Source organism: Barnesiella intestinihominis YIT 11860 (assembly GCF_000296465.1).
GTDB lineage: Bacteria > Bacteroidota > Bacteroidia > Bacteroidales > Barnesiellaceae > Barnesiella > Barnesiella intestinihominis.
This window is the reverse complement of record NZ_JH815205.1, coordinates 19,610-45,499: the sequence shown is the minus strand read 5'-3', so window position 1 is coordinate 45,499 and position 25,890 is coordinate 19,610. Positions and strand designations below refer to the sequence as shown.

General features: G+C 44.4%; 23 protein-coding genes, 1 tRNA gene and 2 pseudogenes. 8 read left to right on the top strand and 18 right to left on the bottom strand.

The genetic code is table 11. The annotated features are described in order from the left end of the window. Nucleotides 1-7: 7 nt before the first annotated feature. The 3 genes from HMPREF9448_RS09005 to HMPREF9448_RS14530 all read right to left on the bottom strand — a co-directional run bounded on the left by HMPREF9448_RS09005 (nt 8) and on the right by HMPREF9448_RS14530 (nt 1,004). Entirely contained in the window at nt 8-229 is a 222-nt protein-coding gene (locus HMPREF9448_RS09005; RefSeq protein WP_004291534.1) for a hypothetical protein, read from the bottom strand. Nucleotides 230-240: 11 nt separating this feature from the next. Beyond that, entirely contained in the window at nt 241-456 is a 216-nt protein-coding gene (locus HMPREF9448_RS09000; protein ID WP_004291535.1) for a hypothetical protein, read from the bottom strand. 161 nt (nt 457-617) lie between these two features. Further along, nucleotides 618-1,004, bottom strand: a complete 387-nt coding sequence (locus HMPREF9448_RS14530; protein WP_009126113.1) for a hypothetical protein — start codon at nt 1,002-1,004, stop codon at nt 618-620. A gap of 612 nt (nt 1,005-1,616) precedes the next feature. On the opposite strand from HMPREF9448_RS14530, the gene HMPREF9448_RS08990 reads away from it, so the two are divergent. After that, the gene (locus HMPREF9448_RS08990) at nt 1,617-4,031 is read left to right on the top strand and encodes a TonB-dependent receptor (protein ID WP_008862300.1); all 2,415 of its coding nucleotides are present in this window, start codon (nt 1,617-1,619) and stop codon (nt 4,029-4,031) included. A gap of 19 nt (nt 4,032-4,050) precedes the next feature. Here the strand turns inward: HMPREF9448_RS08990 and HMPREF9448_RS08985 are convergent, their stop codons facing one another. Further along, the gene (locus HMPREF9448_RS08985) at nt 4,051-4,563 is read right to left on the bottom strand and encodes a DUF308 domain-containing protein (protein ID WP_008862299.1); all 513 of its coding nucleotides are present in this window, start codon (nt 4,561-4,563) and stop codon (nt 4,051-4,053) included. 444 nt (nt 4,564-5,007) lie between these two features. Between HMPREF9448_RS08985 and HMPREF9448_RS08980 the strand changes: the two genes are divergently transcribed. After that, complete coding sequence (locus tag HMPREF9448_RS08980) at nt 5,008-5,976, top strand: diacylglycerol/lipid kinase family protein (RefSeq protein ID WP_040296196.1); 969 nt, start codon at nt 5,008-5,010, stop codon at nt 5,974-5,976. 9 nt (nt 5,977-5,985) lie between these two features. Here HMPREF9448_RS08980 and HMPREF9448_RS08975 read toward each other — a convergent pair whose 3' ends face one another. Next, nucleotides 5,986-6,483, bottom strand: coding sequence for a metallophosphoesterase family protein (locus tag HMPREF9448_RS08975; RefSeq protein ID WP_008862296.1), 498 nt, complete (start codon nt 6,481-6,483; stop codon nt 5,986-5,988). 100 nt (nt 6,484-6,583) lie between these two features. Between HMPREF9448_RS08975 and HMPREF9448_RS08970 the strand changes: the two genes are divergently transcribed. Continuing rightward, nucleotides 6,584-6,656: transfer RNA gene (locus HMPREF9448_RS08970), tRNA-Gly, on the top strand. Nucleotides 6,657-6,703: 47 nt separating this feature from the next. Here the strand turns inward: HMPREF9448_RS08970 and HMPREF9448_RS08965 are convergent. Continuing rightward, a complete protein-coding gene (locus HMPREF9448_RS08965; protein ID WP_008862295.1) occupies nt 6,704-8,236 on the bottom strand; it encodes a carbon-nitrogen hydrolase family protein in 1,533 nt (510 codons plus the stop codon). Between the two features lie 409 nt (nt 8,237-8,645). Here HMPREF9448_RS08965 and HMPREF9448_RS08960 point away from each other — a divergent pair, with 409 nt between their 5' ends. Genes HMPREF9448_RS08960 through HMPREF9448_RS08950 form a run of 3 tightly spaced genes read left to right on the top strand, consistent with a single transcriptional unit; the run spans nt 8,646 to nt 10,167 of the window. Continuing rightward, on the top strand, nt 8,646-9,299 hold the full coding sequence (locus HMPREF9448_RS08960; RefSeq protein WP_008862294.1) for a DUF6249 domain-containing protein: 654 nt from the start codon (nt 8,646-8,648) through the stop codon (nt 9,297-9,299). Nucleotides 9,300-9,308: 9 nt separating this feature from the next. After that, complete coding sequence (locus HMPREF9448_RS08955) at nt 9,309-9,848, top strand: RNA polymerase sigma factor (RefSeq protein ID WP_008862293.1); 540 nt, start codon at nt 9,309-9,311, stop codon at nt 9,846-9,848. Next, on the top strand, nt 9,841-10,167 hold the full coding sequence (locus HMPREF9448_RS08950; protein ID WP_008862292.1) for a hypothetical protein: 327 nt from the start codon (nt 9,841-9,843) through the stop codon (nt 10,165-10,167). The genes HMPREF9448_RS08955 and HMPREF9448_RS08950 overlap by 8 nt, the downstream gene beginning before the upstream one ends. Nucleotides 10,168-10,230: 63 nt before the next feature. On the opposite strand, the gene HMPREF9448_RS08945 is transcribed toward HMPREF9448_RS08950, so the two are convergent. The 8 genes and pseudogenes from HMPREF9448_RS08945 to HMPREF9448_RS08910 all read right to left on the bottom strand — a co-directional run bounded on the left by HMPREF9448_RS08945 (nt 10,231) and on the right by HMPREF9448_RS08910 (nt 18,980). Beyond that, complete coding sequence (locus tag HMPREF9448_RS08945) at nt 10,231-10,959, bottom strand: LytR/AlgR family response regulator transcription factor (protein WP_008862291.1); 729 nt, start codon at nt 10,957-10,959, stop codon at nt 10,231-10,233. Between the two features lie 15 nt (nt 10,960-10,974). Beyond that, nucleotides 10,975-12,042, bottom strand: coding sequence for a sensor histidine kinase (locus HMPREF9448_RS08940; protein WP_008862290.1), 1,068 nt, complete (start codon nt 12,040-12,042; stop codon nt 10,975-10,977). 36 nt (nt 12,043-12,078) lie between these two features. Beyond that, nucleotides 12,079-13,299: an ABC transporter permease gene (locus HMPREF9448_RS08935; protein ID WP_008862289.1), complete on the bottom strand. Its 1,221-nt coding sequence runs from the start codon at nt 13,297-13,299 to the stop codon at nt 12,079-12,081. A gap of 11 nt (nt 13,300-13,310) precedes the next feature. Further along, nucleotides 13,311-14,057, bottom strand: a complete 747-nt coding sequence (locus HMPREF9448_RS08930) for an ABC transporter ATP-binding protein (RefSeq protein ID WP_008862288.1) — start codon at nt 14,055-14,057, stop codon at nt 13,311-13,313. A 13-nt stretch (nt 14,058-14,070) separates the two neighbouring features. Further along, nucleotides 14,071-15,273, bottom strand: a complete 1,203-nt coding sequence (locus tag HMPREF9448_RS08925; RefSeq protein WP_008862287.1) for an efflux RND transporter periplasmic adaptor subunit — start codon at nt 15,271-15,273, stop codon at nt 14,071-14,073. A gap of 31 nt (nt 15,274-15,304) precedes the next feature. Further along, nucleotides 15,305-16,627 (bottom strand): TolC family protein, encoded by a 1,323-nt coding sequence (locus tag HMPREF9448_RS08920; RefSeq protein ID WP_008862286.1) that lies wholly within the window; start codon nt 16,625-16,627, stop codon nt 15,305-15,307. 138 nt (nt 16,628-16,765) lie between these two features. Further along, nucleotides 16,766-17,791 (bottom strand): alpha/beta hydrolase, encoded by a 1,026-nt coding sequence (locus tag HMPREF9448_RS08915; RefSeq protein ID WP_008862285.1) that lies wholly within the window; start codon nt 17,789-17,791, stop codon nt 16,766-16,768. 7 nt (nt 17,792-17,798) lie between these two features. Beyond that, nucleotides 17,799-18,980 (bottom strand): annotated as a pseudogene (locus tag HMPREF9448_RS08910) (aldo/keto reductase). A 357-nt stretch (nt 18,981-19,337) separates the two neighbouring features. Between HMPREF9448_RS08910 and HMPREF9448_RS08905 the strand changes: the two are divergent. Further along, nucleotides 19,338-20,233, top strand: a pseudogene (locus HMPREF9448_RS08905) (helix-turn-helix domain-containing protein). A 48-nt stretch (nt 20,234-20,281) separates the two neighbouring features. Here the strand turns inward: HMPREF9448_RS08905 and HMPREF9448_RS08900 are convergent. Both HMPREF9448_RS08900 and HMPREF9448_RS08895 read right to left on the bottom strand, forming a co-directional pair. Continuing rightward, nucleotides 20,282-21,958, bottom strand: a complete 1,677-nt coding sequence (locus HMPREF9448_RS08900; RefSeq protein ID WP_008862280.1) for a putative transporter — start codon at nt 21,956-21,958, stop codon at nt 20,282-20,284. 309 nt (nt 21,959-22,267) lie between these two features. Next, nucleotides 22,268-22,981: an HAD family hydrolase gene (locus tag HMPREF9448_RS08895; RefSeq protein ID WP_008862279.1), complete on the bottom strand. Its 714-nt coding sequence runs from the start codon at nt 22,979-22,981 to the stop codon at nt 22,268-22,270. A 160-nt stretch (nt 22,982-23,141) separates the two neighbouring features. Here HMPREF9448_RS08895 and HMPREF9448_RS08890 point away from each other — a divergent pair, with 160 nt between their 5' ends. Then, nucleotides 23,142-23,792: an HAD family hydrolase gene (locus tag HMPREF9448_RS08890; protein ID WP_008862278.1), complete on the top strand. Its 651-nt coding sequence runs from the start codon at nt 23,142-23,144 to the stop codon at nt 23,790-23,792. Between the two features lie 794 nt (nt 23,793-24,586). Here the strand turns inward: HMPREF9448_RS08890 and HMPREF9448_RS08885 are convergent. Next, nucleotides 24,587-25,564, bottom strand: coding sequence for a hypothetical protein (locus HMPREF9448_RS08885; RefSeq protein WP_008862277.1), 978 nt, complete (start codon nt 25,562-25,564; stop codon nt 24,587-24,589). A 124-nt stretch (nt 25,565-25,688) separates the two neighbouring features. Continuing rightward, nucleotides 25,689-25,874, bottom strand: a complete 186-nt coding sequence (locus tag HMPREF9448_RS14845) for a hypothetical protein (RefSeq protein WP_008862276.1) — start codon at nt 25,872-25,874, stop codon at nt 25,689-25,691. Nucleotides 25,875-25,890 lie beyond the last annotated feature (16 nt).

Sequence of the window (25,890 nt, the reverse complement as noted above, 5' to 3'; positions counted from 1 at the left end):
GTCATTTTTAGATTATCTGTTTCAGTATCTCTCTCCAATAGGTCGGCTCTACCTCGCTGAGAAGGAAGTCCATGAAATCCCTCCGTGCGTCCTTGTTCAGTTCGTGGTACAATCTTCGGAAAGTTTCAAAATTGCCGTTGATGTACGTTTCCACCATATACACGAAGATGTTGTCCACCTCGTAATATCTGCACTGCTGCGCTGCCGTCTTGCTGTTTCTTTTTGCCATGTCGGTAAGGGTTAAAGGGTGAATAACCAAAGGATGAAGCCAAAGAAGGCAATGGTGGAAAGGATAGCCACGATTACACCTATCGCCACTCGGAACACTCCGTTTACAATCTCTCTGATGATGCCCCAAAGGATGCCGAACACCCCGAAGGCGGTGCGCATCATCAAGCCGCATATCGCCAACCCGATGTGTTGCGCCATTTGTCTGAAATTTGCCGTTGCCGTCATATCTTCGCTGTTTTTGATTTTTTTGTTTTTAATGCGGATTCAAGAGCTGAGGGAGTTGAGTTTCAAACTATCTTATCTGCCTCTCGTTTATCCGACATTTTTTTTATGCGTCTTTCTGTCGCATCGGTCGTTTTCGTTTCGGGTGCTTGAAAAGGTAGGGATTAGGGAATGCAAGGTTTTTCGGTCAAAATACTACCCGCAGGGCTGGAGATTTTTACCGAAAACAGGAGGCTTGACCTTGCTTTCCCGTCCAATCCCGGAATTACCTTTGCGCCCAGAACGAAAATGACTGACTGATGCGGCTTACTGAAAGGCGCAAAATGGAGGTAAACGAAAACAGAGGCAGATTGTGTAGAAAAAAACTTCAGGGGAAAATCCGTAAAAAAAAGAATCACCAAAAGGAAAAAGACATCACCGGAAGCGTGAAAAGGGCAAACCACAACAAAGGAAGTATGATTGTTTCCGATCCGACGGAACTTGTTCAGCCGGGTGGCAACAATCATTCTTCCCGGTTTGTCCGGCTGTGTGTGGGCGCCTGTTTCATTCATGGGGCAGGCTGACACACTCTGCATTCACTTTCCGCTTCCGGCAAAAGAGACAGCGAAAAAAGAAAAATCATTTGAAAACCCGTAAAAGCACCTCTTGGCATAGGCGCAAAAGAAAGGGGCATTGCTTCATCTGTCTAAACATCGTTTAGGCGTGAGGCAATGCCCTTTTCTCCAGCTATGCGGTAGTCGGCACACGTTTGTTCCAAACTCGTTTTGGGCAATGGTGTGCCGACGGACAATACCGCTTTTACGGAAAATTCTTATGAATGAGGGGATAAAAAACGGGAGTTTATATCAAAATCTCGAATTAAATAGCTACTTTTGCATACGAAGAGTTCTTTGAAGGTTACGCAACGCGCAGAAGGATAATGCAGTAGATAACTAACTAAATCGTAACCTATTACTATCAAGAGCAATTAACCTACGCTCATTTCCAATAAATTACACTCTTTTCGTAACTTCGCGACGCAAAGATACAATAACCTTGTTGTTCTACGGTTAATGGTAGAAACTTTTTTTGATACTTTTCGTCCGGCCGTATACTGAACGGAGTTTTTTCCCGTTTAATAAATGTGCCTTCGACGAAAGAGGCACAGTGTGTATAGAATCCCGATGAGATACAAGATATTATTCCTTTTTATCACGATAGGCGCGGTTTTTCAGTTGGCGGCACAGGGGCGTGTGAAGCTGACAGGACGCGTGTATGACAGTGACAATCAGCCCATAGAGTTGGCTACGGTACGAGTGGCAGGAACGACGATGGGGACGATGACCGATTTGAAAGGGGAGTATCAGCTTTCCATTCCGGCAGGAGATTCCATCGTGGTGATTTATTCCTGTTTGGGGTATCGGGAGGAGCGCCGCCAGTTGCTCAATCTCACGAAAGATGTTTCCTTGTCGGTACGTCTGAACAAGAACGCCAAGTTGTTGAACGAGGTTGTCGTGGCGACTCATCGCCGGCAGACGAGTACGTTGCAGACGATCGACACGAAGGATTTGAAATTGATGCCCGATGCGACGGGGGGCAGTATCGAGGCTATGTTGACAACTTTTGCCGGTGTCAATTCGAGTAACGAGCTGAGTTCGCAATATTCCGTGCGAGGGGGTAATTTTGATGAAAATATCGTGTATATCAACGGTATAGAGGTCTATCGACCATTGACTGTCCGTTCGGGGCAACAGGAGGGGTTGAGTATCATCAACCCCGATATGGTAGGGGCCGTAGGATTTTCGTCAGGCGGATTTTCGGCCGAATATGGCGACAAGATGTCGTCGGTGCTCGATATTATTTACAAGCATCCCGAAGCGTTCGAAGGATCGGTGTCCGCCAGTTTTTTAGGGGCTACCGCTTCGGTAGGACAGAGTACCAAGAAATTCTCGCAACTACACGGCGTGCGTTATAAAACCAATTCTACTTTGTTGAGTTCTCTCGATACCAAAGGAGAGTACGAGCCCTCTTTTTTCGATTATCAAACTTATCTTACTTATAAATTCGCACCGAAGTGGGAGGCTTCTTTGCTGGGCAATATTTCCATTAACAATTATAAATTTACTCCCCACGAGCGGAATACGTCATTCGGTACGGCGACCGATGCCAAACAGTTTAAAGTCTATTTCGACGGTTATGAAAAAGATAAGTTCGAGACTTATTTCGGTGCTTTTTCGTTGAATTTTTTCCCCGATAAATATACTCAATGGGCTTTGATGACCTCGGCTTTCGTCACGAACGAACTGGTGACTTACGATATTGCCGGGCAGTATTGGTTGGACGATTTGGCTAATGGCGAGGACGGCGAGTCGACCGAGAATAAGGGAGCTCTTGGAGTGGGGACTTATCACGAGCATGCTCGTAACCGGTTGAGAGCATCGGTGGTGGCTACTTCATTGAAAGGAGCTACAAAATTGGGGCAGAATGAGTTGAAGTGGGGATTGACCCACCAATACGAAAAGATACACGATCGGGTGAGGGAATGGGAGATGCGAGATTCGGCTGGTTATTCTTTGCCGCATACGGGGCAATCGGTCGAGATGATTTATAACTTGTTTTCCCGACAAGATATGGAGAGCCATCGTTTGTCGGCCTATTTGCAAGATACCTACCGGTTACGGACTTTGTGGGGGCGCTTTATCTTTACCGGCGGATTGAGGGCTTCTTATTGGGGATTCAACAAGGAGACCCTTGTCAGTCCTCGTGCGTCGATTTCTTTTATTCCGGCTGCCAACGAACAGATAACGACTCGTCTTGCCGGCGGGCTTTATTATCAAGCTCCTTTTTATAAGGAGTTGCGCGACACGGTTTGTGATGCCGCTAACAATTATGTCGTGCAGCTCAATCGGAATATCAAGTCTCAACGTTCTATTCATGTGGTACTGGGTGGAGATTATTCGTTCCGGGCATTGGACAGACCTTTCAAATTTACGGCAGAGTTGTATTATAAGAAACTTGACCATCTTATTCCTTATGAAGTAGATAATCTGCGGGTGTGGTACAGCGGGCAGAACGAGGCGAAAGGGTATGCCGCCGGATTGGATATGAAACTCTTCGGGCAGTTCGTGCCCGGTGTCGATTCGTGGCTTACGTTTTCTCTGATGAAGACACAGGAGGAAATCAATGGCGTGAAATTACCTCGACCTACCGACCAACGATATAGTGTGGGGCTTTATTTTCAAGATTATGTACCTCGGTTCCCGAAGTATAAATTCAGTCTACGGGCTATTTTTGCCGACGGTTTGCCGGTGGGTTCGCCCCGGAAAGGCCGACAGGCAGGTTATTTCCGCGCTCCGGCATATAAGCGTGTCGATATAGGAGCTTCTCGTATTTTGGTCGGAGGCGAAGATAAACTTTTGCAGAAAGGCGTTTTACGTCATTTGAAAAGCGTGTGGATAGGAATAGATGTCTTTAACCTGTTAGATATAAGTAATGTGAACTCGTACTATTGGGTGACGGATATTACCAATGCGCAATATGCTGTGCCCAATTACCTTACTCGCCGTCAGATAAATCTGAGGCTTTCCATAGATTTTTGAGAAATAATTTTTACGGAATTTATTTTAACCGGATATAGTAAATCAGGTCAGTGATACCGTAAAGAAGTGTTGCCGCTCCGAAAGTAATCACCATAACCCTCTCGGTCGCCGAGAACGGATTGACCAAAATTTCTATGCCGATGAGCAGAACGATAGCCGGTAACAGATAGGAGAGCCAACCCGCTTTGCTCCTCAGATTTTTTTTAAGTGTCAGCAGATAGAGTATTTGATAAACTCCTATCAATACCAGCGCTCCACCCAAAACATATACCGTAATGCCTATATACCAGCCGGGAAACAGCATAAGCGTACAACCGAACAGCAACATCACTAAGGATAAAACGGGGAAGGGTAACTTATTTCTATCCTCGCTCAATAGATAAATGAGGAGAGCGTATAGACTGGGTAATCCGATGAGAATACCGATGATTAAAAGAATCGTAGGCAGAGCGGCATTCGGATATAAAATGAGTAACAAGCCTACGGCGATAGAGGCTATAATACGTATTAATGGGTTTTGAAAAGCATTCATGGAATATATCTTTTTTAGTTAATGTTCGCTTTATATTATAAACAACAAATATAGTGAAAGGTTAGTGCAAAGTCAATAGGAAATTTATTTCCGACTTGACTATGTCGAACCGCAACCTATATTCTACAAATATAGTGAAAGGTGGGTTCGGAGACAAACGGAAATCGTATTTCCGATTTGGTTCTACCCAAAGACTCCTATCTTCTACAAAGGTACTAAGTTGTTTGAGAAATACGAGTTTTTTGTTGGCCATTTTATCATTTAGTTTATAACGTAAAGTCGGAAGCGTGTTATAGGTTTGTAAAAGTTTGGGAAAAATTCGTACCTTTGTCACCCGCTATGGCAATCGGGCCGTTAAGTTTCGATGAATCGGGATTGTTCGAATGTCTTGTATTCATTCCATGTACGGGTTTTGCCTATGCTTTTTCGAAAACAGAAAATTCTATGTCTGCACCGAAAAGACTCTTAGCTATTATAAATCCTATATCGGGAACAAAAGATAAGGAAGAAATCCCTGCTCTGATAAGGGAAGTAATAGAACCTTCGAAATATCGGGTGGAATGTGTTTTTACACAGTATGCGGGGCATGGAGCCGAATTGACTCGCCGGGCCGTGGACGAAAGTGTGGACATCGTGCTGTCCGTAGGCGGAGACGGAACTTGCAACGAAATAGCCCGGGAGCTTATCGATACTTCCACGGCATTGGCTATCGTTCCGGTAGGTTCGGGCAATGGACTTGCCCGCCATTTGGGTATATCGATGGACGTGCGAAAAGCTCTCGAAATTATCAACGACGGGCAGATCGTAGATTTGGATTATTGTACGGCAAACGATCGCCCTTTTTTCTGCACTTGCGGGGTCGGCTTCGATGCTTTGGTGAGCTTGAAATTCGCGCAGGGAAAACGCCGAGGAAAATTGTCGTATGTGGCTAAGGCTCTTACGGAGTATCTCAAATATAAATCGGAAACTTATCAAATCGAAATGCCTGACGGGACGGTGACCGAAAAGGCTTTCTTGATTGCCTGCGGCAATGCCTCGCAATATGGTAATAATGCTTATATAGCCCCTCATGCCAGCATGCAGGACGGGAAAATCGATGTCACGGTGCTTATGCCCTTTACCCCGTTCGATACGGCTGCATTGGCTCTTTTGCTATTTACCAAACATATCGATCAAGATTCCAATATCAAGAGCTTCACGACCGAATCGCTCACGATTAAGAGGGAAAAGCCCGGTGCGATACATCTCGACGGAGAGCCCATAGAGATGGGAACCCGCATAGATGTGCGTTGTTTCAAAGGTGGATTGCATGCGCTCATTCCCTCGGGTGAACCGAAACGCTCTATTATCGAACCTTTCGCTTCGGTATTTTGGGAATTTATCGAAACCGTTCGTCAGGAGTTGAATATTTGATTTTTGTACTTATCGATTATCAGCTAGTTCGATAACTTCCAAATCCTTAAATTCTCCCTTATCGATGGCGAAGCGTACCAATGTACGTTTTTTGTGGAATCCGTACATTCCTGCGGCTCCCGGATTGATGTGCAGGCAGTGTAGGGTTTTGTCATAAAGAACTTTCAAGATATGCGAGTGACCCGATATGAATAATTGGGGTGGGTGTATGTATATTTCCGGGGTCACTTCGCGTGCATATCGGCCCGGATAGCCCCCTATGTGTGTTATCCATATATCGGTATTTTCGATGCTGAAACGTTGGTGCTGAGGATAGCGAATCCGTAACTCTTGACCGTCGATGTTCCCGTATACCGCCCGAAATGGTTTCAAGGCTTCGAACCGGTCGGCGACTTGGACTGAGCCTATATCTCCGGCATGCCAGATTTCGTCACATTCGGCAAAATATTTTTCGTAACGGTCGTCCCACCAAGCATGGGTGTCGGACAACAAACCAATTTTTACCATATCGTTTTTATGATTTTTCTATGTGGTAAAAATACGGCAATAATTTGTAAAGTAGAAAAAAAACTTCTACATTTGTCCCCGTAATAAGAAATGAAAAACTGCGGTAGTAGCTCAGTTGGTAGAGCATCAGCTTCCCAAGCTGAGGGTCGCGAGTTCGAGTCTCGTTTGCCGCTCGATGAAAACGGTCTCTTGAATATTCAAGAGACCGTTTTCGTTTTTGTTATTTCTTCATTCTCACTTCATAGAGATCGTTGCGACGATCTTTGAGGTTGCGCACGCTACCGTAGGTGTGCAATTCGTTCAAAAGATCCAAATCGACGTCCGAGATAAGAATCATTTCGGTGTTCGGGGTAGCCTCGGCTCTGCGTCCGTCTGTCGGGAATGCGAAATCACAGGGGGTAAAAACTCCCGACTGGGCATATTGAATATCCATGTTGTGTACTTTGGGCAGGTTGCCTACGCTACCGGCTATGACTACGAAGCATTCGTTCTCGATGGCACGGGCATGTGCGCAGACTCTTACACGGGAATAGGCGTTTTGGGTATCGGTGAGGAACGGAACGAACAATATTTGCATACCTTCGCTGGCCATGATTCGGGAGAGTTCGGGGAACTCGACATCGTAACAAATCAAGACTCCGATTTTGGCGCAGTCGGTCTCGAAAGTCCGAATGGCTTTACCGCCGCTCAATCCCCAGCATTTCATTTCGTCGGGGGTGACATGTAGTTTTTCATACATTTCGTAGGTACCGTCTCGACGGCATAAGAAACCTACGTTGTAGAGCAGTCCGTCTTCTTTAATCAGCGGCATACTTCCTGTAATGATGTTGATGTTGTACCGAATTGCAAGATTGATGAAACGTTCTCGTATTTCGTCGGTATATCGAGCTAATCCTCTGATAGCCTGAGACTCGCTCGCATCGTTGAACCGAGCCATGAGCGGGGCGTTGAAATACTCTGGAAAGAGGACGAAGTCGCTTTGATAGCCGCTTACGGAATCGACGAAAAATTCCACTTGCTCGAAAAGATCGTCGAGCGTTTTGTAACTACGCATTTGCCATTGTACGAGGCCTACCCGCACGGTGGTCTTAGGAGATATATATTCTTCGGTAGGCTCTTGATAGTAGATGTTGTCCCATTGGAGCAGACAGGCGAAGTGTTTCGACTCCTCGTCGTTGGGCAAATAGTTTCGCATTACCTTACGGACGTGGAAATCGTTGGAGAGTTGGAACAATAGCACCGGGTCGAATATCTCGCGTTGACGCACCTTGTCGATGTACTCTTTGGGGCGCATTCGGTCGGCGTATTTGTGGTAGTTCGGCAAACGTCCGCCGAACATGATCGCTTTCAGATTGAGCTTTTCACACAACTCTTTGCGATATTCGTACATACGTCGGGCGAGGCGTAGGCCCCGATAATCGGGGTGTATGAACACTTCGATACCATACAGGATATTTCCCTTCCGCGTGTGAGTGTCGAATGTTTCGTTTCCTGTGACTTGGGCGTAGGTGTGGTCGTTCTTTACATCGTTATAGTTTACGATGATAGAGAGGGCACAGCCCACGATTTTATCATCGACGACCGTGACGATTTGTCCTTCGGGGAATATGCGAATGAGTTTGTCGATTTGTTCGGGAGTCCAAAATACGTCGCTACCGTCGGCATAGACACGGGTGAAAGAGCTAGCCAGTTGGTCGTAATCTTCTTTTTGAAGATTGCGTATTTCGACTTTATTGATTTCTTTTTGTTTCATGAATCCTTTGTTTGGTTTAGGTATGCAAAATTACTTTTTTTACCCGCTTGTTGTCCGTTTTGTTTCGATTTTCTTTATGCCGGGTATTTTATACAGTTCGCATATAAAATATGTGCTTCCCTTTTGGGTACTTCCTTTGCCTTCTTTTAATGAATCTTTTTGTCGATTGGTTTCATCTCTTTTATGTCGTCGATGTTCCATTTTGCGATGATACGGGAACAACAGAAAGAGAGAACATTCTTTAATCTCATTTTCATGCAGATAATGTGTGCCGTTCCTTCATTTAGACTATTTTTGAAAAAAAATTCAAGGTTTCTGCAACCAAACGAGTGGTTGGTTACGTCTAATGATTGAATTTCCGGAAAGAGAACGACTATAAATAACCTATAAAATTAAAATAGAAGAGAATATGAAAAAGATGTTTATGATGATGCTTTTGTCTATCGTATCGTGGACAGGAGCCGTAACAGCAACCGAGGCAACAGCTCCTCTGAAATCGAATGGCCCTGTGGCACAACAAGAAGCGGTCGTAGCAGCCGATACACTTAACGGTATGACTTCGAGCGAGGCTTTTCAAATACGTATGAAAGAACTCGAATTTGAACGGGATAAAACGTTCTTTCAAGATGAGCCGGATGCCGAGGATATAATAGATTCTTTGGTTCCTCTTTTTGCTATTGTTTCACCTTTTCTTATCGCTTTTTTAATTGTCTTTTTCTATATTTATTATCGTAATAAAAAAGTACAATCCCGCTATCGGGTGATGGAGAAAGCGATAGAGTCGGGTCGAGAATTGCCCGAAGGCTTTTTCGACGAACCGGAGTCGAAGCGACCCAGTAAATTTTCCACTCTGAATCAAGGTCTTGTTTGTACGGCTGTCGGAATCGGGTCTTTTATATGGTGTATAGGTGGGGCTTATGAATTGGACGAAGGTTTCGGGGCTCTTTTGGTTGGTTTGGCGGCTATATTCACTTTGATAGGTATAGGGAAACTGATTCTTTATCGGGTAGAATCGCGAAAAGAAGTTCGTGATACCGATGAGCAAACTACCGAAATCGAGTAGGCCGGAGCGATGAATAAGAACGAGGATATAGCGTGGGTGACTCGTTGTGCTTTGTTCGACGATCGGCGGGCTTTTGCCTGCCTTGTCGATAAGTATCAGGTGCGATTGAAACGCTTTTTCCTGAATCTTACCGGTGGAGATCCAGTGCTCAGCGATGATTTGGCGCAGGAGACTTTTATCAAAGTTTATTATAATTTGCGTAGTTATAAAGGCTTGTCTTCTTTTTCGACATGGATTTATCGAGTAGCTTACAATGTGTTTTACGATGAGTTACGAAAGAGCCGGGAATGGGAAGATGCTTCTGTGGACGAGGTGGCCAATCTGTTGGAGCAACCTCCTGAGTGTGTGGACCGGAATATCGATATATCGCGAGCTTTGTCTATTTTACGCCCCGAGGAGCGAACGGCGATAACTTTATTCTTCGTCGAGGACCTTGCCGTGGCAAAGATAGCAGAGATTATGAGTATATCGGAAGGTACGGTAAAGTCGCATTTATTTCGTGCAAAACAAAAATTGGGTGAATATTTAAAGAAAAACGGATATGAATGAATGGAATGACAATCAGTGGCGGGAGTTTTTCGGCGATCATTCGTTGGAACTTCGGACAGATAAGTGGTTCACGCGTAGGGTGTTGAATAGACTGCCTCGCAAGCGATGGAGCATAGAAGCCAAAATTTCATTTGTCGTTTCGGTACTTGTTATTGCAATTTGTACGGTTCTATGCTTGATATTTGCCAAAGAAATGATTTACAATCCTTGTTGGACTTGTGCACACACTTGGTTGGCTTACATGGGATTGTCTGTGGCTTGCGGGTTGTGTGTCGGACAGTTGGGTTCCTTTCTGCGCAGGATTTATGATGCTTCCTAAAACTGAAATAAATTTAAGTAACGAGCGAGAGGCATGGGTTGAACAAGACTTATGTCTCTCGTTCTATTTGTTGGATAGCGGAGTGTGGCGGGAGATAAATTCGGCGAAAGAATCTTTGTAAGTATCCGAAATAGGAATGTATTCTTTACCAAATACGATTCGGTTTCGATCGATCATTTTGATTTTACAACCCTGTACGATGAACGACCGGTGCACCCGAATGAACCGGCTATCGGGTAACATTTCTTCGAGAGATTTCAAGCTAAGCAGGGAAAGAATGGGGTGCGGTTCGTCTTCGAGGTAAATTTTTACATAATCTTTCAGCCCTTCGATATAGAGTACTTTATCGAGGGGAATCTGTTTAAGTTTATAATCGCTTTTTACAAAGATATATGATTTGTCTGGGGAATGCATTTCACCCGTCCCGGACGATAATTCGAACCATTGCAACGCTTTTTGTGCCGCTTTCAGGAAATCGGTGTAGGCAAAAGGTTTCAACAAATAATCGACGGCGTTGACTTTATAACTGTCTACGGCATATTGTCCGAATGCCGTAGTGAAAATGACACGGCTTTTCCCTTCTATCATGCGAGAAAATTCCATACCGTCCAGCTCGGGCATTTGTATATCGAGAAATATCAAATCTATATCTCCTTTCGAGATTCTTTCGATCGCTTGAACAGCCGAGGTAAACGAAGCCTCCAATTGTAGAAAAGGCGTTTTCTTGACATAGCTTTCCAGTAGCTCGATTGCAAGGGGTTCATCGTCGATAATACAACATTTCAATATCATAGTCGCAGTGTTTATTTAATTCAGGTCGATAGTCAACATGGAGCGGTAGATGTGCGAATCGCTCTCGGCATGCAGATTATATTTTCCCGGGTATAGAAGTTCGAGTTGTCGGGATAGATTTTTTAGTCCGATACCCGAACCGCTCTTGTCGGTTTCATTTTTCGGGAAGCTGCTGTTTTCTATATCGCATTCGATAACTCCCGGTGAAGGTTCGGACATATTGATTTTTACGAAAGATCGGGTAGATGCGCTGGTCCCGTGTTTGAAAGCATTCTCGATGAGTGTGATGAAAAGCAACGGTGCTATTTTATACCCTCGACACAAGCCGGTAGGAATATTTACATCTACTTGGACGTGGCGGGCGAGCCTCAATCGCATGAGCTCGATGTAGTTATGGTTGAATTCCAGTTCTTTTTCCATAGGAACATAGGGCTGTGTATTTTCGTAGAGGACGTAACGCAACAACTTGCTCAGTTCAAGAACTGCGCTTTGGGCCCGTTCGGGACTGATAGCGATAAGCGAGTAGATATTGTTGAGCGTATTGAATAGAAAATGAGGATTGAGTTGATTTTTCAATTTTTTCAATTCTGCTTCGGTACGTTCCTGTTCCAACTGCTTACGTTCTTTTTCGGTGGTGATCCATTTTTGAGTGACTTTTATAGCGGCACTCAGCCCAACGACCAGAACCAGTGTAATGGAATCTTGCCATTGCATGAACCCTGGGCGAGGAGGGGGAATGGGAGTGGGTCTTTGATGCAGAATGCTTTCGGGAATGACCATGCGGTGTACCAAATAGATAGCTATATTGGCCATGACTACCAGTAATAAATTGTAGAGAATGAATCGTATGGTTTTTTTACGAAACAGGACTTTATCGATGAGCCATAAGTAGTTGATGTAAAAAATACAGGCTATGCAAATCGGTTGGATATAAAATTTTATCAGGCTGAAATTGTGCATTCGGTTGATGTTCCCGAATCGTTCGATAAACAAGAGTGGAAAAATAAACAAGATACTCCATGCCGCCAGATGTATAAAGACGGTATTCCATTTTTTACTTAGATGTAGCTTATCGGATGCCATTGTACAAATATATTCATTCGAAAGGTAAAAGTGAAATTATTCGTAGCGAATCGCTTCGATGGGATCGAGATTAGCGGCTTTACGAGCCGGATACCAACCGAAGAATATCCCGGTTATCGTACAAACGAAGAAAGAAAGTATGACCGAATAGGCTTGTACGTAGACAGGCCATTTGAACAGGACGTTGACGATTACCGATGCACCTACTCCGAAGACGACCCCGATAATGCCGCCGGTAACGCTGATGAGAACGGCTTCGATAAGAAATTGGGCGAGGATATCGATACCCCTGGCTCCGATGGACATGCGCAACCCTATTTCCCGAGTGCGTTCCGTTACGGAGACATACATGATATTCATGATTCCGATACCTCCGACTAATAACGATATACCTGCAATGCAGGCGAGCAAGATTGTCATCATGTCGGTTGTCGAGCTTAACATGGAACTTAGTTCTTCTTGTGAACGTATTTCGAAATCATCATCTTCTCCTTCTTTTATTTTATGGTTTTTCCGTAGAATCTCGCTGATTTCTTCGGTTGCCTGAGGGGTAAGTTCTTCCGACAATGCCGAACAGTAGATACCTTGCAAGTAGGTAATGGCGAGAATGCGTTTCTGTACCGTAGTATACGGTGCGAGTACCATATCGTCTTGGTCCATACCCATGCTGTTGTATCCTTTGGGCGTGAGAGTACCTATGACTTTAAGTGGAATTTTATTGAACCGGATTACTTTTCCGATCGGGCTTTCTCCATTGGGGAAGAGATTGTCGGTAATGGTTTTCCCGATTAAACAGACTTTGGCAGAAGTGATGACGTCTTGTGGAGTGAACATGCTTCCCTCTTCCAAAGAAATTTTACGAATATCCAGATAATCTTCGGTAATACCGTATATCGTACTGGGATAGTTGTTCGCTCCATATATGAATTGTCCGCTGCTGTTTACCGAGGGGGAACAAGCCGACACGTATTCAGCTTGTTCGGAGATGGATTTATAATCGTTTAATTTGAGTGTTTGCATAGACGATGCGTCTTGCCTTACACCTCCTCTTTCCATGTTGCCGGGGTGTATCATGATCATGTTTGAACCCATTTCTGAGATTTGTTCTCGTATGCTTCGTTTCGAACCTTGCCCGATGGCCAGCATCGTGATGACGGATGCTACGCCGATGATGATACCCAACATGGTGAGGAAGCAACGTAGCTTATTGTTATTGAGCGCTTTTAGAGCTATTTTAGTCAGATTGGTCAGATTCATAATATTATTCCTTAGTCGGTTTCCACCGGTAGTTTTTGCAGCATTTCCAAAGCCGATGCTTGTTTTTCGTTCCGTATATCGGAGATTACTTTCCCGTCCCGTAATACGATGTTTCGGCTACTATATGCCGATAATTCAGGATTGTGGGTCACAAAGATAATGGTACGTCCCCGGGCATGCAGTTCTTGAAAGAGAACCAAAATTTCGAATGAAGTCCGGGTGTCAAGGTTTCCTGTGGCTTCGTCGGCAAGAATGATTACAGGGTTGTTAACCAATGCGCGAGCTATCGCTACCCGCTGTTGTTGCCCTCCCGACATTTGGTTGGATTTATGATTTTTTCGCTCGGACAGTCCAACGGCATCAAGAGCTTTCGATGCCAGTTCGTGTCTTTCTTTGGCCGAGATGGAGGAGTTGTACATGAGGGGTAATTCCACGTTTTCGAGTGCGGTCGTTTTGGGTAACAAGTTGTAGGATTGAAATACGAACCCGATTTTCCGATTTCGCAAAACCGACCGTTCGTTTTTACCCATACTCCGAACCGAAATACCATCGAGGTAATACTCTCCCGATGTGGGGGTGTCGAGGCAGCCGAGTATATTGAGCAGAGTGGATTTTCCCGAGCCGCTGGTTCCCATAATGGTTACGAACTCACCGGAATTTATGGTGAAATTGACACCTCGCAGAGCATGTACGGTTTCACTCCCTACGATAAAATTGCGTCTTATGTTTTCTAATCGAATGATTTCGTTCGTTGTCATGTCGGTTTCCTGATTATTTCTTTTTTCCCGGCGGTTTGGGCATGAACGGGCTTTCTTCTTTCTCTTCCGATGATTGTCGATTGGTTGCGCTTATATTACTTTTGCGGTCTATGGCTACGGTTTCACCGGCTTCCAACCCGGAGCAAATTTCGACGTTTACGCTATTGTCCATGCCTACGACGACCTTACGAGGTTTCCATTCTTGCCCGTCTTGTACCCAGACGATTTTCAAGCTGTCGTTTCCGGATATTTCTTGTTGAGGCAAATCTTCCGGTTCGTGGCGTTTTTTGCCCGATGGCGGATCGGGAACGAATCGAAGGGCTTTGAGCGGTATATTCACGACATTGCGGCGTTCGGCGGTGTAAATGGTGATGTTGGCGGTTAATCCCGGTTTTAATTTCAAATCGGGATTATGGGCAGAGATAACCACTTCGTAAGTGACTACATTGCTTTCTTCCGTGGCCTCTAAGCGCACTTGTGTGACTGTTCCCTCAAACGTGTCGTTGGGGTAAGCGTCGACGGTGAATATGACTCTTTGCCCCTCTTGCACCCCGCCAATATCGGCTTCATCGACATCGGCTATAACCTGCATTTGGGTCAGGTCGGCAGCAATGGTAAAGAGGGTCGGCGTTTCGAATCCGGCAGCTACGGTTTGTCCTTCTTCGACCGCCCGACTGATGACTACGCCGTCAATAGGCGAAGTAATAGTGGCATAAGCTAAATTTCGTTTAGCCTTAGCCAGATTTGCCTCGCTGCTTTCGAAGGTGCTTTTAGCTTTTGCGTAGTTGTATTTCGACTCTTCGTATTCGGTGTCGCTGATGAGTTGTTTCTCGTGCAGGGCCTTGTTTCTGAAAAAGTTTTTTTCTTGATATTCATATTCGGCTTTTGCTCCGTCGTACGTGGCCTGCTGGGAGGTGAGTTCGCTTTGCAAAGTGACTTTATCCATTTCGGCGATGAGTTGTCCTTTGGTTACGATGGAGTTGTAGTCGGCATACAGTTTGTCTATGATACCCGATACTTGTGTCCCGACTTCGACTTGTGTGACCGGCTCGATTGTCCCGGTTGCCGTGACGGCTTCCGAGACGTCTCCTCGTACAGCCTGAGCCGTTTCGATAACATAGTTCGCGCTCTTCGACTTCCCGCCGAAACAGAACCAGAGTATGGCGATGGCGACAACGGTCGATACGGTAACGATGATGATTTTTTTTGATTTCATATTTCGATGACAGTTTATATTCGAGTTTGAGTTAGTCGAGGGTAAGAGGTTTGTTTTCGTAATAGTCGAGTAGTCTCAAATTGAGCAAAGCCATGAAGCGGGATTGCAGTTCTTCTTGTTGAGCCGACAGCCAGCTGTTTTTCGCCGTGAGCATCTCGACCGTATTTTTCATACCGAGGTAGAACTGTTCTTCGGTGAGTTCGTAGGAGGTCTTTGTGGCGTTGAGCTGTTCTTTTGCCGCAAGGTATTTCGATTGGGCAGACGAAGCATCGAGCCATGCGTTTTCTATTTGGTTCAGCAAATCCTTTTCTTGATTTTTAAGATCCAATTGGCTGATTTTTTGTTGAATTTTTGCCCGTTCGACAGCCGATTTGTTAGAGCGGCGGCTATATATAGGGACGGATAGCGTCAGCCCGACCGATTCGTTGAATCCTTGTTTCATTTGAGTCCCGAAACTCCCGTTGTTCCCTGTATTGTGTCCGCTGCCTATACCGGCATTCAAGGAGAGATTGGGGTAGTAGCCGGCTTTGGCATTCGCTATATTCAGTTCGGCGACTTCGAGCTCTAATTTTCCGCTCTGTATGGAGGGGACGAACCCTAATGCCGTAGTGTAGACCGTGCTTTTATCGGGTAGGGGAACGAGAACTTTGCTTTCGTCGATTTCGGGAGTTGCCAGATTCATCTCTTGATTGATGTCGAGTTCGAGTAATTGTTTTAGTTCGAGTTTTAATTGGTCTCGATTGGCTTCGGCTGTGACTAATTGGTATTTGTCGTTACTGTATTGGGCTTCGAGCTGGGCCAAATCGCTTTTGGAAATAGAACCGGCAGCCAGTAATTCGCGAGATCGTTCTACTTGGCGAAGGGAAACTTCTACGGTCTGTTTGCAAATGTTCACGGCTTCCTCGGCATAGAGTATTTGGAGGTAGTCGGTGAGGATTTCTATTTGCAAATTATCGAGTGTTTCTTTGAATGCGTATTGTTGTTGCTTCTCTTGTATTCGGTTGGCTTTAATCGTGTTTCGCCGTTTCCCATCGAAAATTGTCCATGATGCGTCGATTCCGTAAGTTCCCGTATAGACGTTTTTGCCCGACCGGCTGCCGTCGGCCATCGGATAGTTATTGTAATTATGGGAGGTCGAGAAGTCGAACGAAGGAAAAAGTTGAGCTTTTGCCTCTTTGGTGTTAACCTCGCTTTCTTCTACGGACAGTCGGTTTTGTTGCAGGGTGATGCTGTGGTCACGGGCGTATTCGAAACAATCTTGTAATGTCCATGTGGAGGGTATTTCTTCTTGTGCCCATAAAGCGGTACTGCATAGAAGCAGGGGGACTCCGGTGGATATTATTAATTTTTTCATTATCGATACGTTAAATTTCGATTCAAATTTAACATTTAGCCGATGATGAAAAAAAAGTAATAGAAAGAGTCCCTTTTTTTGAGGATAAAGTATCTTCTTTTATCGATAAACGGGTGATGGTTTGGAGGTGGGCTGGTTTCAATCCAGCCCTTTCTCATGCAGCCACTTCGATAGATGGTTTGCTACCTCCACATTGTTCAGGTCGGAGAACGGGAAATGAGTGTTGCCGTACAGACCTATTTCGGGTAAATGTATAACTGTCACATCGCCACCATGTTTATTGAGTAAAGCTGCCCATTTCCGCATCAGGTGCAGGCGTCGTGTCCATTCGTAGAGTTCGGGACGTTCATTTGTTTCGGGCAGATTATCGCCGTAATAAACGATTATCGGGATTTCCATATATTTCATAAAGTCGGACATAGATACTTCTATGCCCTCCGTTTTTTTCGATAGGGTCAGTATCTTGCCCTCTTCGGGGACTTGTCCCTTCGGGAAAGGAATACCTCCGCCCGGCTCGTAAGCCACAATCGCCTTGATATTGTCGGTTTTGAGTAGCGTGCGCCACCCGACCGGACCGCCTTGTGAATGAGTGACGAAGATTGCAGGACCTATTTTATCGAATAAGGCGGCATAGGCGTCGGAATAGACTTCGAAATCTACCGAGCCGATATTGGGTGTCATTTGGCGAAAGAATTGGTTAAGGGTCTCTTTGTCACGGCTGAACTGTACACCCTTGAAATAATCGGGGTATATTCCTATCCGGAAACGGTTGAACCATTCTTCTTCATCAAAGACAGGAGATAGGGTAACGGTTTCGGTACTACGCCCTGCATTGCCACGCCGAGGCTGGTCGACAAGGTAGGTCGAGAAACTACGTCGCAAGAAGATATTTTGAAATCCCTCTCGTCCATCGGGCGTGGTTTCCCACGTTTTGGAAAACTGTCCTACGCCGTGGGCGAAAACGAGCGGATATTTTCGTGCGTGGACGGGTTTCTGATAAAATACATAAGCATGGTCGCCATGATAAGTATGTCCCAACGAGTCGGTAAGTATCGTTCCTCCCACGGCGAAGCTGCCTTGTTCGGAAATCTGCAATACATTACCACTATTGCGGCAGGACGCCAATATCATAGACAAGCCCAATGCGATAAATATCTTCTTCATAGTGGTTTCATTTTTGAATTTTCGATTCCTGCAAAGCATCGTATCGGCTACCTATAATCGGAATAGCAGCTACTGTATCTTCCAATTCTTTCATTTCCTGCGGCATGAAGATGATTTCGGTAGCTCGAAGGTTCTCTTCCAAGTGCGAGAGTTTGGTCGTTCCGGGAATGGGGACGATAAACGGCTTCTTGTTCATCAACCAAGCCAATGCCACTTGTGCCGGAGTGATTCCTCTTGTCCGTCCGAAAGCATTCAACACTTCTACGATGCGATAGTTGGCACGAATGGCTTTCGGTTGAAAACGGGGTAAAGTTTGGCGGTTGTCATTGGAGGTGTCGAATTGCGTGTATTCGTTAATCATACCACCGAGAAAACCTCTGTTCAACGGACTGTAAGGGACGAAGCCGATGTCCAATTCCTCGCAAAGAGCCAACACACCATTTTCTTCGACCGTGCGGTGCATAAAGTGGTACTCGCTTTGGATAGCCGTAATAGGGCAGATTTTGTGCGCACGGCGAATGGTGTCTGTATTGACTTCGCACATTCCCCAATGCAGAATTTTGCCCTCCTTGATCAACTCGCTGCATGTTTCTGCTACTACTTCGATAGGTGTGTTCGGGTCTATGCGGTGTTGATAGAACATGCCGAGTGTTTCCACACCAAGATTGCGCAGGGAATTTTCGCATACACGGCGAATGTTTGCCGGAGTGCTGTCTTCTTCGGTTTTCACCTGCACACCATTCACGAACTTATGTCCGAACTTCGATGATACGAATACTCAGTCGGTATAACCTTTCAGGGCTTCCCCGACTAACTTTTCATTGACGTGATAACCGTAGCTTTCCGCCGTGTCAAACAGCGTCACTCCACGTTCTACGGCTTCGCGTACCAGTGCTATTTCCTTTTCTTTGCTTGGATATTGACTGCGGTTATGGTTCAATCCCATACAACCATAACCCATTGCCGATACGGTAAATGCAGCCTTACCGCTGCCCAATGTCCTTTGTGTACGGACTGCCGCCATACCTGACGGAATGGTGGTGTGCGATATTGCGGATTCGCCTGTAATGACTTTTTCTGCCGCTGTTACTTTTCCCCATGTCGGTGCAATACAGATTGCCGCTCCTGCCAATGCCGTCCGTTTCAGAAAACCTCGACGGCTCATTTCGTTGTTTTGTTCTGTTTTCATGTCTGTTATTTTATTCATTATTGGTTACTTATCCATTCGGTTGTAGAAATCCACATGATTAGCCGCCTTATTTTGGACATACATGCTGCTTATACAGAATGAGGCACAAGCGATAATACCAATAACTTTTCCTATTCATTGTATTTAATACATTTGTAATGCAAAAATAGCGGGAATAATCAGCCTGTCAGGTATCAATTTCACGGATATACATATCAATTTCATCTGTAACCGGGATACAATATTTTGCCATCAGTAAAATGGGTAGTATTTACGATGATTTTGAAACAGATTGTGTTGATAGAATCGTATAATTTTGCAATGAAAAAGTAATTTTGCAATCATAAATAAAAGGTTATGAATGAAATAATGAAAATAGATATTGTCCAGCAATACAATGACTACTTCGGTGTGGAAACTTTACATCCGTTAGTCTGTGTAATCGAAGGGAAGAAAGCTATGCCATTACGGTTTTGTCGGAAACTATATAATGTGTATGCCATTTTGCTGAAAGATACGGATTGCGGAAATCTGAAATATGGACGCAGTATATACGATTATCAGCGAGGAGCAATGCTTTTCCTCGCTCCCGGTCAGGTAATGAGGTCGGAAGATGACGGGCAATTGCATCAGCCTGAGGGGTGGGTCTTGGCTTTTCATCCTGAACTTTTAAGAGGTACACCATTGGCAAGCCTCATGCGGGAGTATTCTTATTTCTCATATAATGCCAATGAAGCTCTGCATTTGTCCGAGCAGGAACGAAAGACCGTCATTGATTGCATGGAGAAAATTCGTTGTGAGTTGCAATATCCGATAGATAAACACAGCAAATCGCTGATTGTGGATAATATCAAACTGTTGCTCGATTACTGTATACGTTTCTATGACCGCCAGTTTATTACCCGGGAGAATGCCAATCACGACTTGTTATCCCGTTTTGAGCATCTCTTGGCGGAATACTTTGCATCTGATGCTCCTGCCAAAAAGGGAGGTATGCCGACAGTGCAATATTGCGCCGATAAACTTTGCCTGTCTGCCAACTATTTCAGCGACTTATGCCGCAAACAGGTATGTCTGCATTAAAACATATTCAACAGAAGATGCTTGATGTGGCAAAAGAACGGATATTCGATACGTCGAAGTCAATCAGCGAAATATCCTATGAATTAGGATTTCCCTACCCACAGCATTTCAGCCGTTGGTTCAAGAAAATGACCGGTTGTACACCGAATGAGTATAGATACTCGAATTAGTTAACATAAATAGTCTGCCTTTCGTAGCAGACTATTTATATATGTAATTTAATAGAAAAGCAAAATGAGCAGTTGAGCCGAAAGCACTCGCAGGAACATGGCGAGGGGGTAAACCGTCGAGTAAGCTACCGATGGGGCATCGTTCCCCGAGACCTTGTTGCCATAGGCGAGGGCGGGGGGATCGGTACAAGCTCCTGAAAGCAATCCCATGATAGAGCAATAGTTGATCTTGTAGTGTGCTCGGGCAATAATTCCGATGATGAGAAGAGGAATCACGGTGATGAGAAATCCCCACCATACCCAAATGAGTCCGCCGGACATAATCGTGTTGACGAATTCGCCTCCTGCCGATATACCTACACTGGCTAAGAAAAGACAGATACCTATTTCCCGTAGCATGAGACTGGCTCCGGTCGAAGTGTAAGTGACGAGGTGAATTTTATGACCGAAACGGCCCAAGAGAATTGCGACGACCAGCGGTCCTCCGGCTAATCCCAACTTCATGGGTACGCTCATTCCCGGAATGGCGAGAGGAATGCTTCCCAATATGATACCGAGGAATATGCCTACGAATAGCGTTACCATGTTGGGCTCGTGGAGGCGTTTCGTAGAGTTACCGAGTTTCTCGGCCAGACGATTGATGTCTTCGATTCGTCCTACAACGGTAAGACGGTCTCCTATTTGTAATTCCAGATTAGGATTGGCCAGAAGATCAAGACCGGCTCGGTTTACACGGGTCGCATTCAACCGATATCCCATTCTGAGACGTAGACTTCCTATCTTGCGTCCGTTGAATTCGGGGCGGGTAACCAGTATTCGACGAGAAACCACAGGGGCAGGAATAGCTTCCCAGTTCATTTCGACGGGGCGACCTATAAATGCTTCCAATGCGCTTTCGTCATGTAAAGAGAGGACAACGAGGAGCAAGTCTCCTTCTTGGAGTGTCGTATCTGAGTTGGGTATGATTACTTCGTCGTTATGTTTAATACGCGATACTACAAAATTACGATCAATGAGTTTGGTCAAATCGTCGAGAGTCCTGCCAAAGATAAGTTTGTTTTCTACTTTATAAGTAACGACATGCGGGACGAGCTGGCTCGATTGGTTTTCTTCTTCGATTTGTCGACTTTCTTTTTCCATTTTAACTTTGAAAATCGCCCGGATAACCAGCATGGAGGCGATGATTCCGATTACTCCCAACGGATAGGCGGCCGCATATCCGAGAGCGATTTCTGGAACCTCGGAAATGGACCCGTCGAATTTGAGCTGTGAAAGCGTTTGCTGCGCCGCTCCTAATCCCGGTGTGTTCGTGACAGCCCCCGAAAGAATACCTACCATCATGGGCATACTTATTTCTCCCTGATGTATAAAGTAGAGGGTGAGAGCGACCGCTATGTTGAGTATGACGATACCGACAGCCAGCATATTTAGGGTTAGTCCTCCTTTTTTAAAGGAAGAGAAAAAACTCGGTCCTACTTGCAGTCCAATGGAATAAATGAATAGAATGAGTCCGAACTCCTGTACGAAATGGAGTATATTTTTTTCGGCGGAAAAACCGAAGTGCCCGGCAATCAAGCCGACGAAAAGTACAAATGTGACTCCTAATGAAATGCCGAAGAATTTCATCTTTCCTAAGGCTACTCCCAATGCGATGACAAATGCATACAAGATAACGGTGTGGGCTACCGAGGCGTCATTGAATAATAGATTTTGAATCCAATCCATTGCAGATAAATAGTATTTTTTTAATTTTTTTGCAAAGGTAGCAATAATCTGTATAAACAATCCTTTAAAGGAAGATTTTGTTTGTGCATTTTGAGAGCCGGTTCGATTTATTGGCGTATGAAACGAAAAAAGCCTCAGACATCACGTCTGTGGCTTTCCATCAAGTCAATACACTTTTTTATGCTAAGAGCCTTCCTCGACCATGCTCCCGCACAGTTTCCGGAATATTTCAGTTAGATTTGTCTTCATGTAATAGAATGCGCCGTAATAACAAGTCTGTTATAATCTTCGGCGTATACTATTATAGTTTTAGGATAGTAGATTATTCAATTCTTTTAAAGAAGCTATGTGGTAGTTCGAAACTCTTTTAGCTTGGGGAACTGTTCGTTGGCAGAGCCATGCTGTTTTGCAGCCGATGTCTTTTGCCGGCAATAAGTCGCTGTTTAGAGAATTGCTGACGCATAGAGTTTCTTCCGGCTCGATGTGTAATGCATTGACCGATAATCGGAATATTTCTTTATCGGGTTTGCTCAGGTTCACCATGCTGGATTCAATGACATCGGTGAAGTAGGAGGCCAATCCGAAATCTACCAAAACAGCCGGTAGGTTTCCGTATGATTGAGCGACGATTCCCAAACGATACTGTTTTACCAAGTTTTCGAGTGTTTTTTCGTTTTGTCTTACATACATGATCGCCATGTTATAACAAATCGTGGCCAGTTGTTGGGCATACTTTTGAGTACATCGATTGTCGGATAATAATCCTTTTGAAATAAGATATTTGATTTGAAGCGATAGTTTGGTATGTAAGGTAAAATAAAAATTAAACCAGGGTTCGATTAGTCCTTTTTCGGATATTTCCTTTTCTGCAAATTCATGGGCGGCCAGATAGTCGCTCTTGGTTATAGGTATCCCGATTTCCCTGTATTCTTTCCAAATGAGGTCGAACCAATCACTCCCCTCGGTATCGATTGTACCTGAGAAATTGAATAGAATACCTTTTATGTCGTGTCTCTTTTCCATCGTTTTATTTTTTCTTGAAGATGGGAGCAAAGTTATTTCGGGAGGTGATTCTTTACAAGGTCGTAATGGGCATATAATTGTCCTAAATTTCGGATTTGTGAATTTTGATTGTTTCTGCGTTTGCTTTACACTACCTTTGTATTTTGTAAAATAAAAGAAGATGAAAGAGTTGGTTATTTTTGATTTGGACGGGACTTTGTTAAACACGATTGCCGATTTGGCTATCAGTACGAACTATGCTTTGCGTCGTTGCGGTTTTCCAGAACATAGGGAGGAGGAATATTTTCATTTTGTAGGGAACGGAATAACTAAATTGTTCGAGCGAGCTTTGCCGGAAGAGTGTCGTTCGTCGGATAATGTATCTCGTGTGAGGCGTTATTTTTTGGAATATTACTCGGTACATAATACCGATTATACTCGCCCTTACGATAAAGTGGAGGAATTATTGTCTGTTTTAAATTCTCATGGTGTGAAAATAGCTGTGGCGTCGAATAAATATCAGGCAGGAACCCAAAAGTTAATACAGTATTTTTTCCCCGGAATCGATTTCGTATCTGTATTGGGACAGCGTGACGGTATTCCGGTAAAGCCAGCTCCTGATATTGTATATGAAATTCTAAATAAGTCGGGGGTTGAGGCGGAAAAAGCCCTGTATGTGGGAGATTCAGATGTGGATATGTTTACCGCGAAGGCTGCCGGGGTCGAATCGGTCGGTGTAACATGGGGATTTCGGAGCCGTGAAGAATTGATTGAAGCCGGAGCTTGTCATTTAGTGGATAGTCCCATCGAGATACTCCGGCTCAGTCTATAATTAGTGGGGATTGTCTTTTAACTCTTATATTCGCAGGTAGGGAGGAAAAAAATTCGCAGAGACATCTTAGTCCGTCTTTCTCCTTTGCCTTGTCCCGTAGCCTTACGAGGTGTTTTGTTAGCCATATAGGGGAGGTGTCACGCAGTGACGGGGTGTGACCCTTACAGCCAAAAAGTCTATGAAATCTTTCCAACCCCTCTTCTCAGAAACTGCCGTTTCTTCGGTGTCTCCCCTATATGGCTACCGCCACACAGGGGAGAAGTGTAAATACAATTATCTCATTCGTTAAAACGATGTAACAGACTGGTGTTAAGTCTCTTCCTCTGTGTTTTGCACAGCAAAATATAGGGGAGGTGTCCGCCGGACGGAGGGGTTAACTCTTATAGCTAAAAAGTTTATGAAATCTTTCCAACCCCTCTCCTCTATATTGCTACACGACTTCCCGTAAGGCTACGGGATACGGCAGGGGAAAAGGAGAAACGCAGCTCATCTCATTTGCTAAAATTCAGGTCTATCCCCACTAAATTTCTACTAAACCGATATTTCGGTTTTGTGAAATTGGGGATTCTTTTGTGAAGCGATAAAAAAGTAACAACCCCGCTTCACAGCGGAATTGTTACATAACCAAAATATATAGAATAGTTAATCGAAAAAAATAGTCTGTAATATTTACATGGGGCGATTAATTAATTGTGATACAAATATATCTAAATTTTATAAAGAACCAAAACAGTATCGACAAAAAGCGTAAACATGTCGCTTAACCGCCCGTTTTTTTTGTTATATGTCATATATTATTCGGGGATATTTATTTCCAAAGAAATTTCTTGTCCGCTTTTATTTTCGCCTACTTGTGTCGTTCGGGTGTAATAGACGACGAGAGGCCAACCGGTATCGGCGTGTATATAAGTGTCGTTTTGGTCTTGGGCCATAATAATCGGAATTTGAGAACTGTCAATCGGTTTTCTCCTGTCTTCTTCGGGTAGATTGCTCTGTATGAGTTCTATAAATTGTCTTATGGCTTGGTCGGTATTTACTATTGCGTCGCTGGTTATGCGAAAGGAACCGTTTTCGGGATCGACTTCATCGATCCAAAATGTTCTCATACCTTTACAGGGTGCACCACCGAGAAGAGATGGGAAATTTTCTTCGATTTGATATTCTTCGTTAAAATCCATTTTACAACCGTGATAGTAGAGTAGAAAGGATAGTTCTTCGAGTGCGGTGGATACTATGACGGTCGTGTCGCCCATCTGTTTGGACAGGGTGGATTTGAGAAACCGGAAGAGGGAATCTTTTTGCGCTTCGGAATCTTGTTGGGCGCTCAATGCTTCGGCCGTCATTTCGGCGGCTTTCAGGTAACGAGACCTCAGTTTGTCGAAATTGACAAGCCGTTTTATCGTGCCCAATTCGTTTGTCTCGACGATGACTGTGTCGTTGCCGAAAGTACGGCTTATTCGAGAGGTGAGTTCTCGGCTTATACTGTCCGAACCAGAGCGAATGGCGTTGGGAGTATCATAAACGGCTTGTAGCGTATAGCTGTTTTCGGTAGAGTCGATAATCGTGATATTTATCTTGGATATGGTTCTTTCCCACGATATGGTGTCTTTGCCCTGTATGTTGTATTTGTAATAATCGTACAGATAATCGTAACTGTCTCCTTTCGACCAATAGGCTACAACCTGTACCGTAGAATCGTTGAGATTGATTTGGGCAGATAATGTCGTTACTATGCAGACTAATAAGGAACTGAGAATGGCTTTGGTTTTCATAGTAAGTATGGGTTTGATGATTCGTATATCTTTGAAACCGTTTTATTGTAATCGACTTCAAAGATATACATAAAAATCTGATTGTGATTTTCTCTTTCCCCCTATTATAGTATATATAATATTATTATTTCTTATCGGAGAACGGGAGTTTGAACCCTTGTTTGTTCAAATAGCCTTCCATGTCGTAGCCCAAAGCTATCCGGTAATAATCTAAAATATGGGCGCACCAGTCGTTTTCGGAGGTCGTTCCGCTGCGGTGGCGATTATATTCGGATATGGTTCGGTCGTATTGTTCGAGCTCGGGAGCCATGTCGTCAGTACGGTAA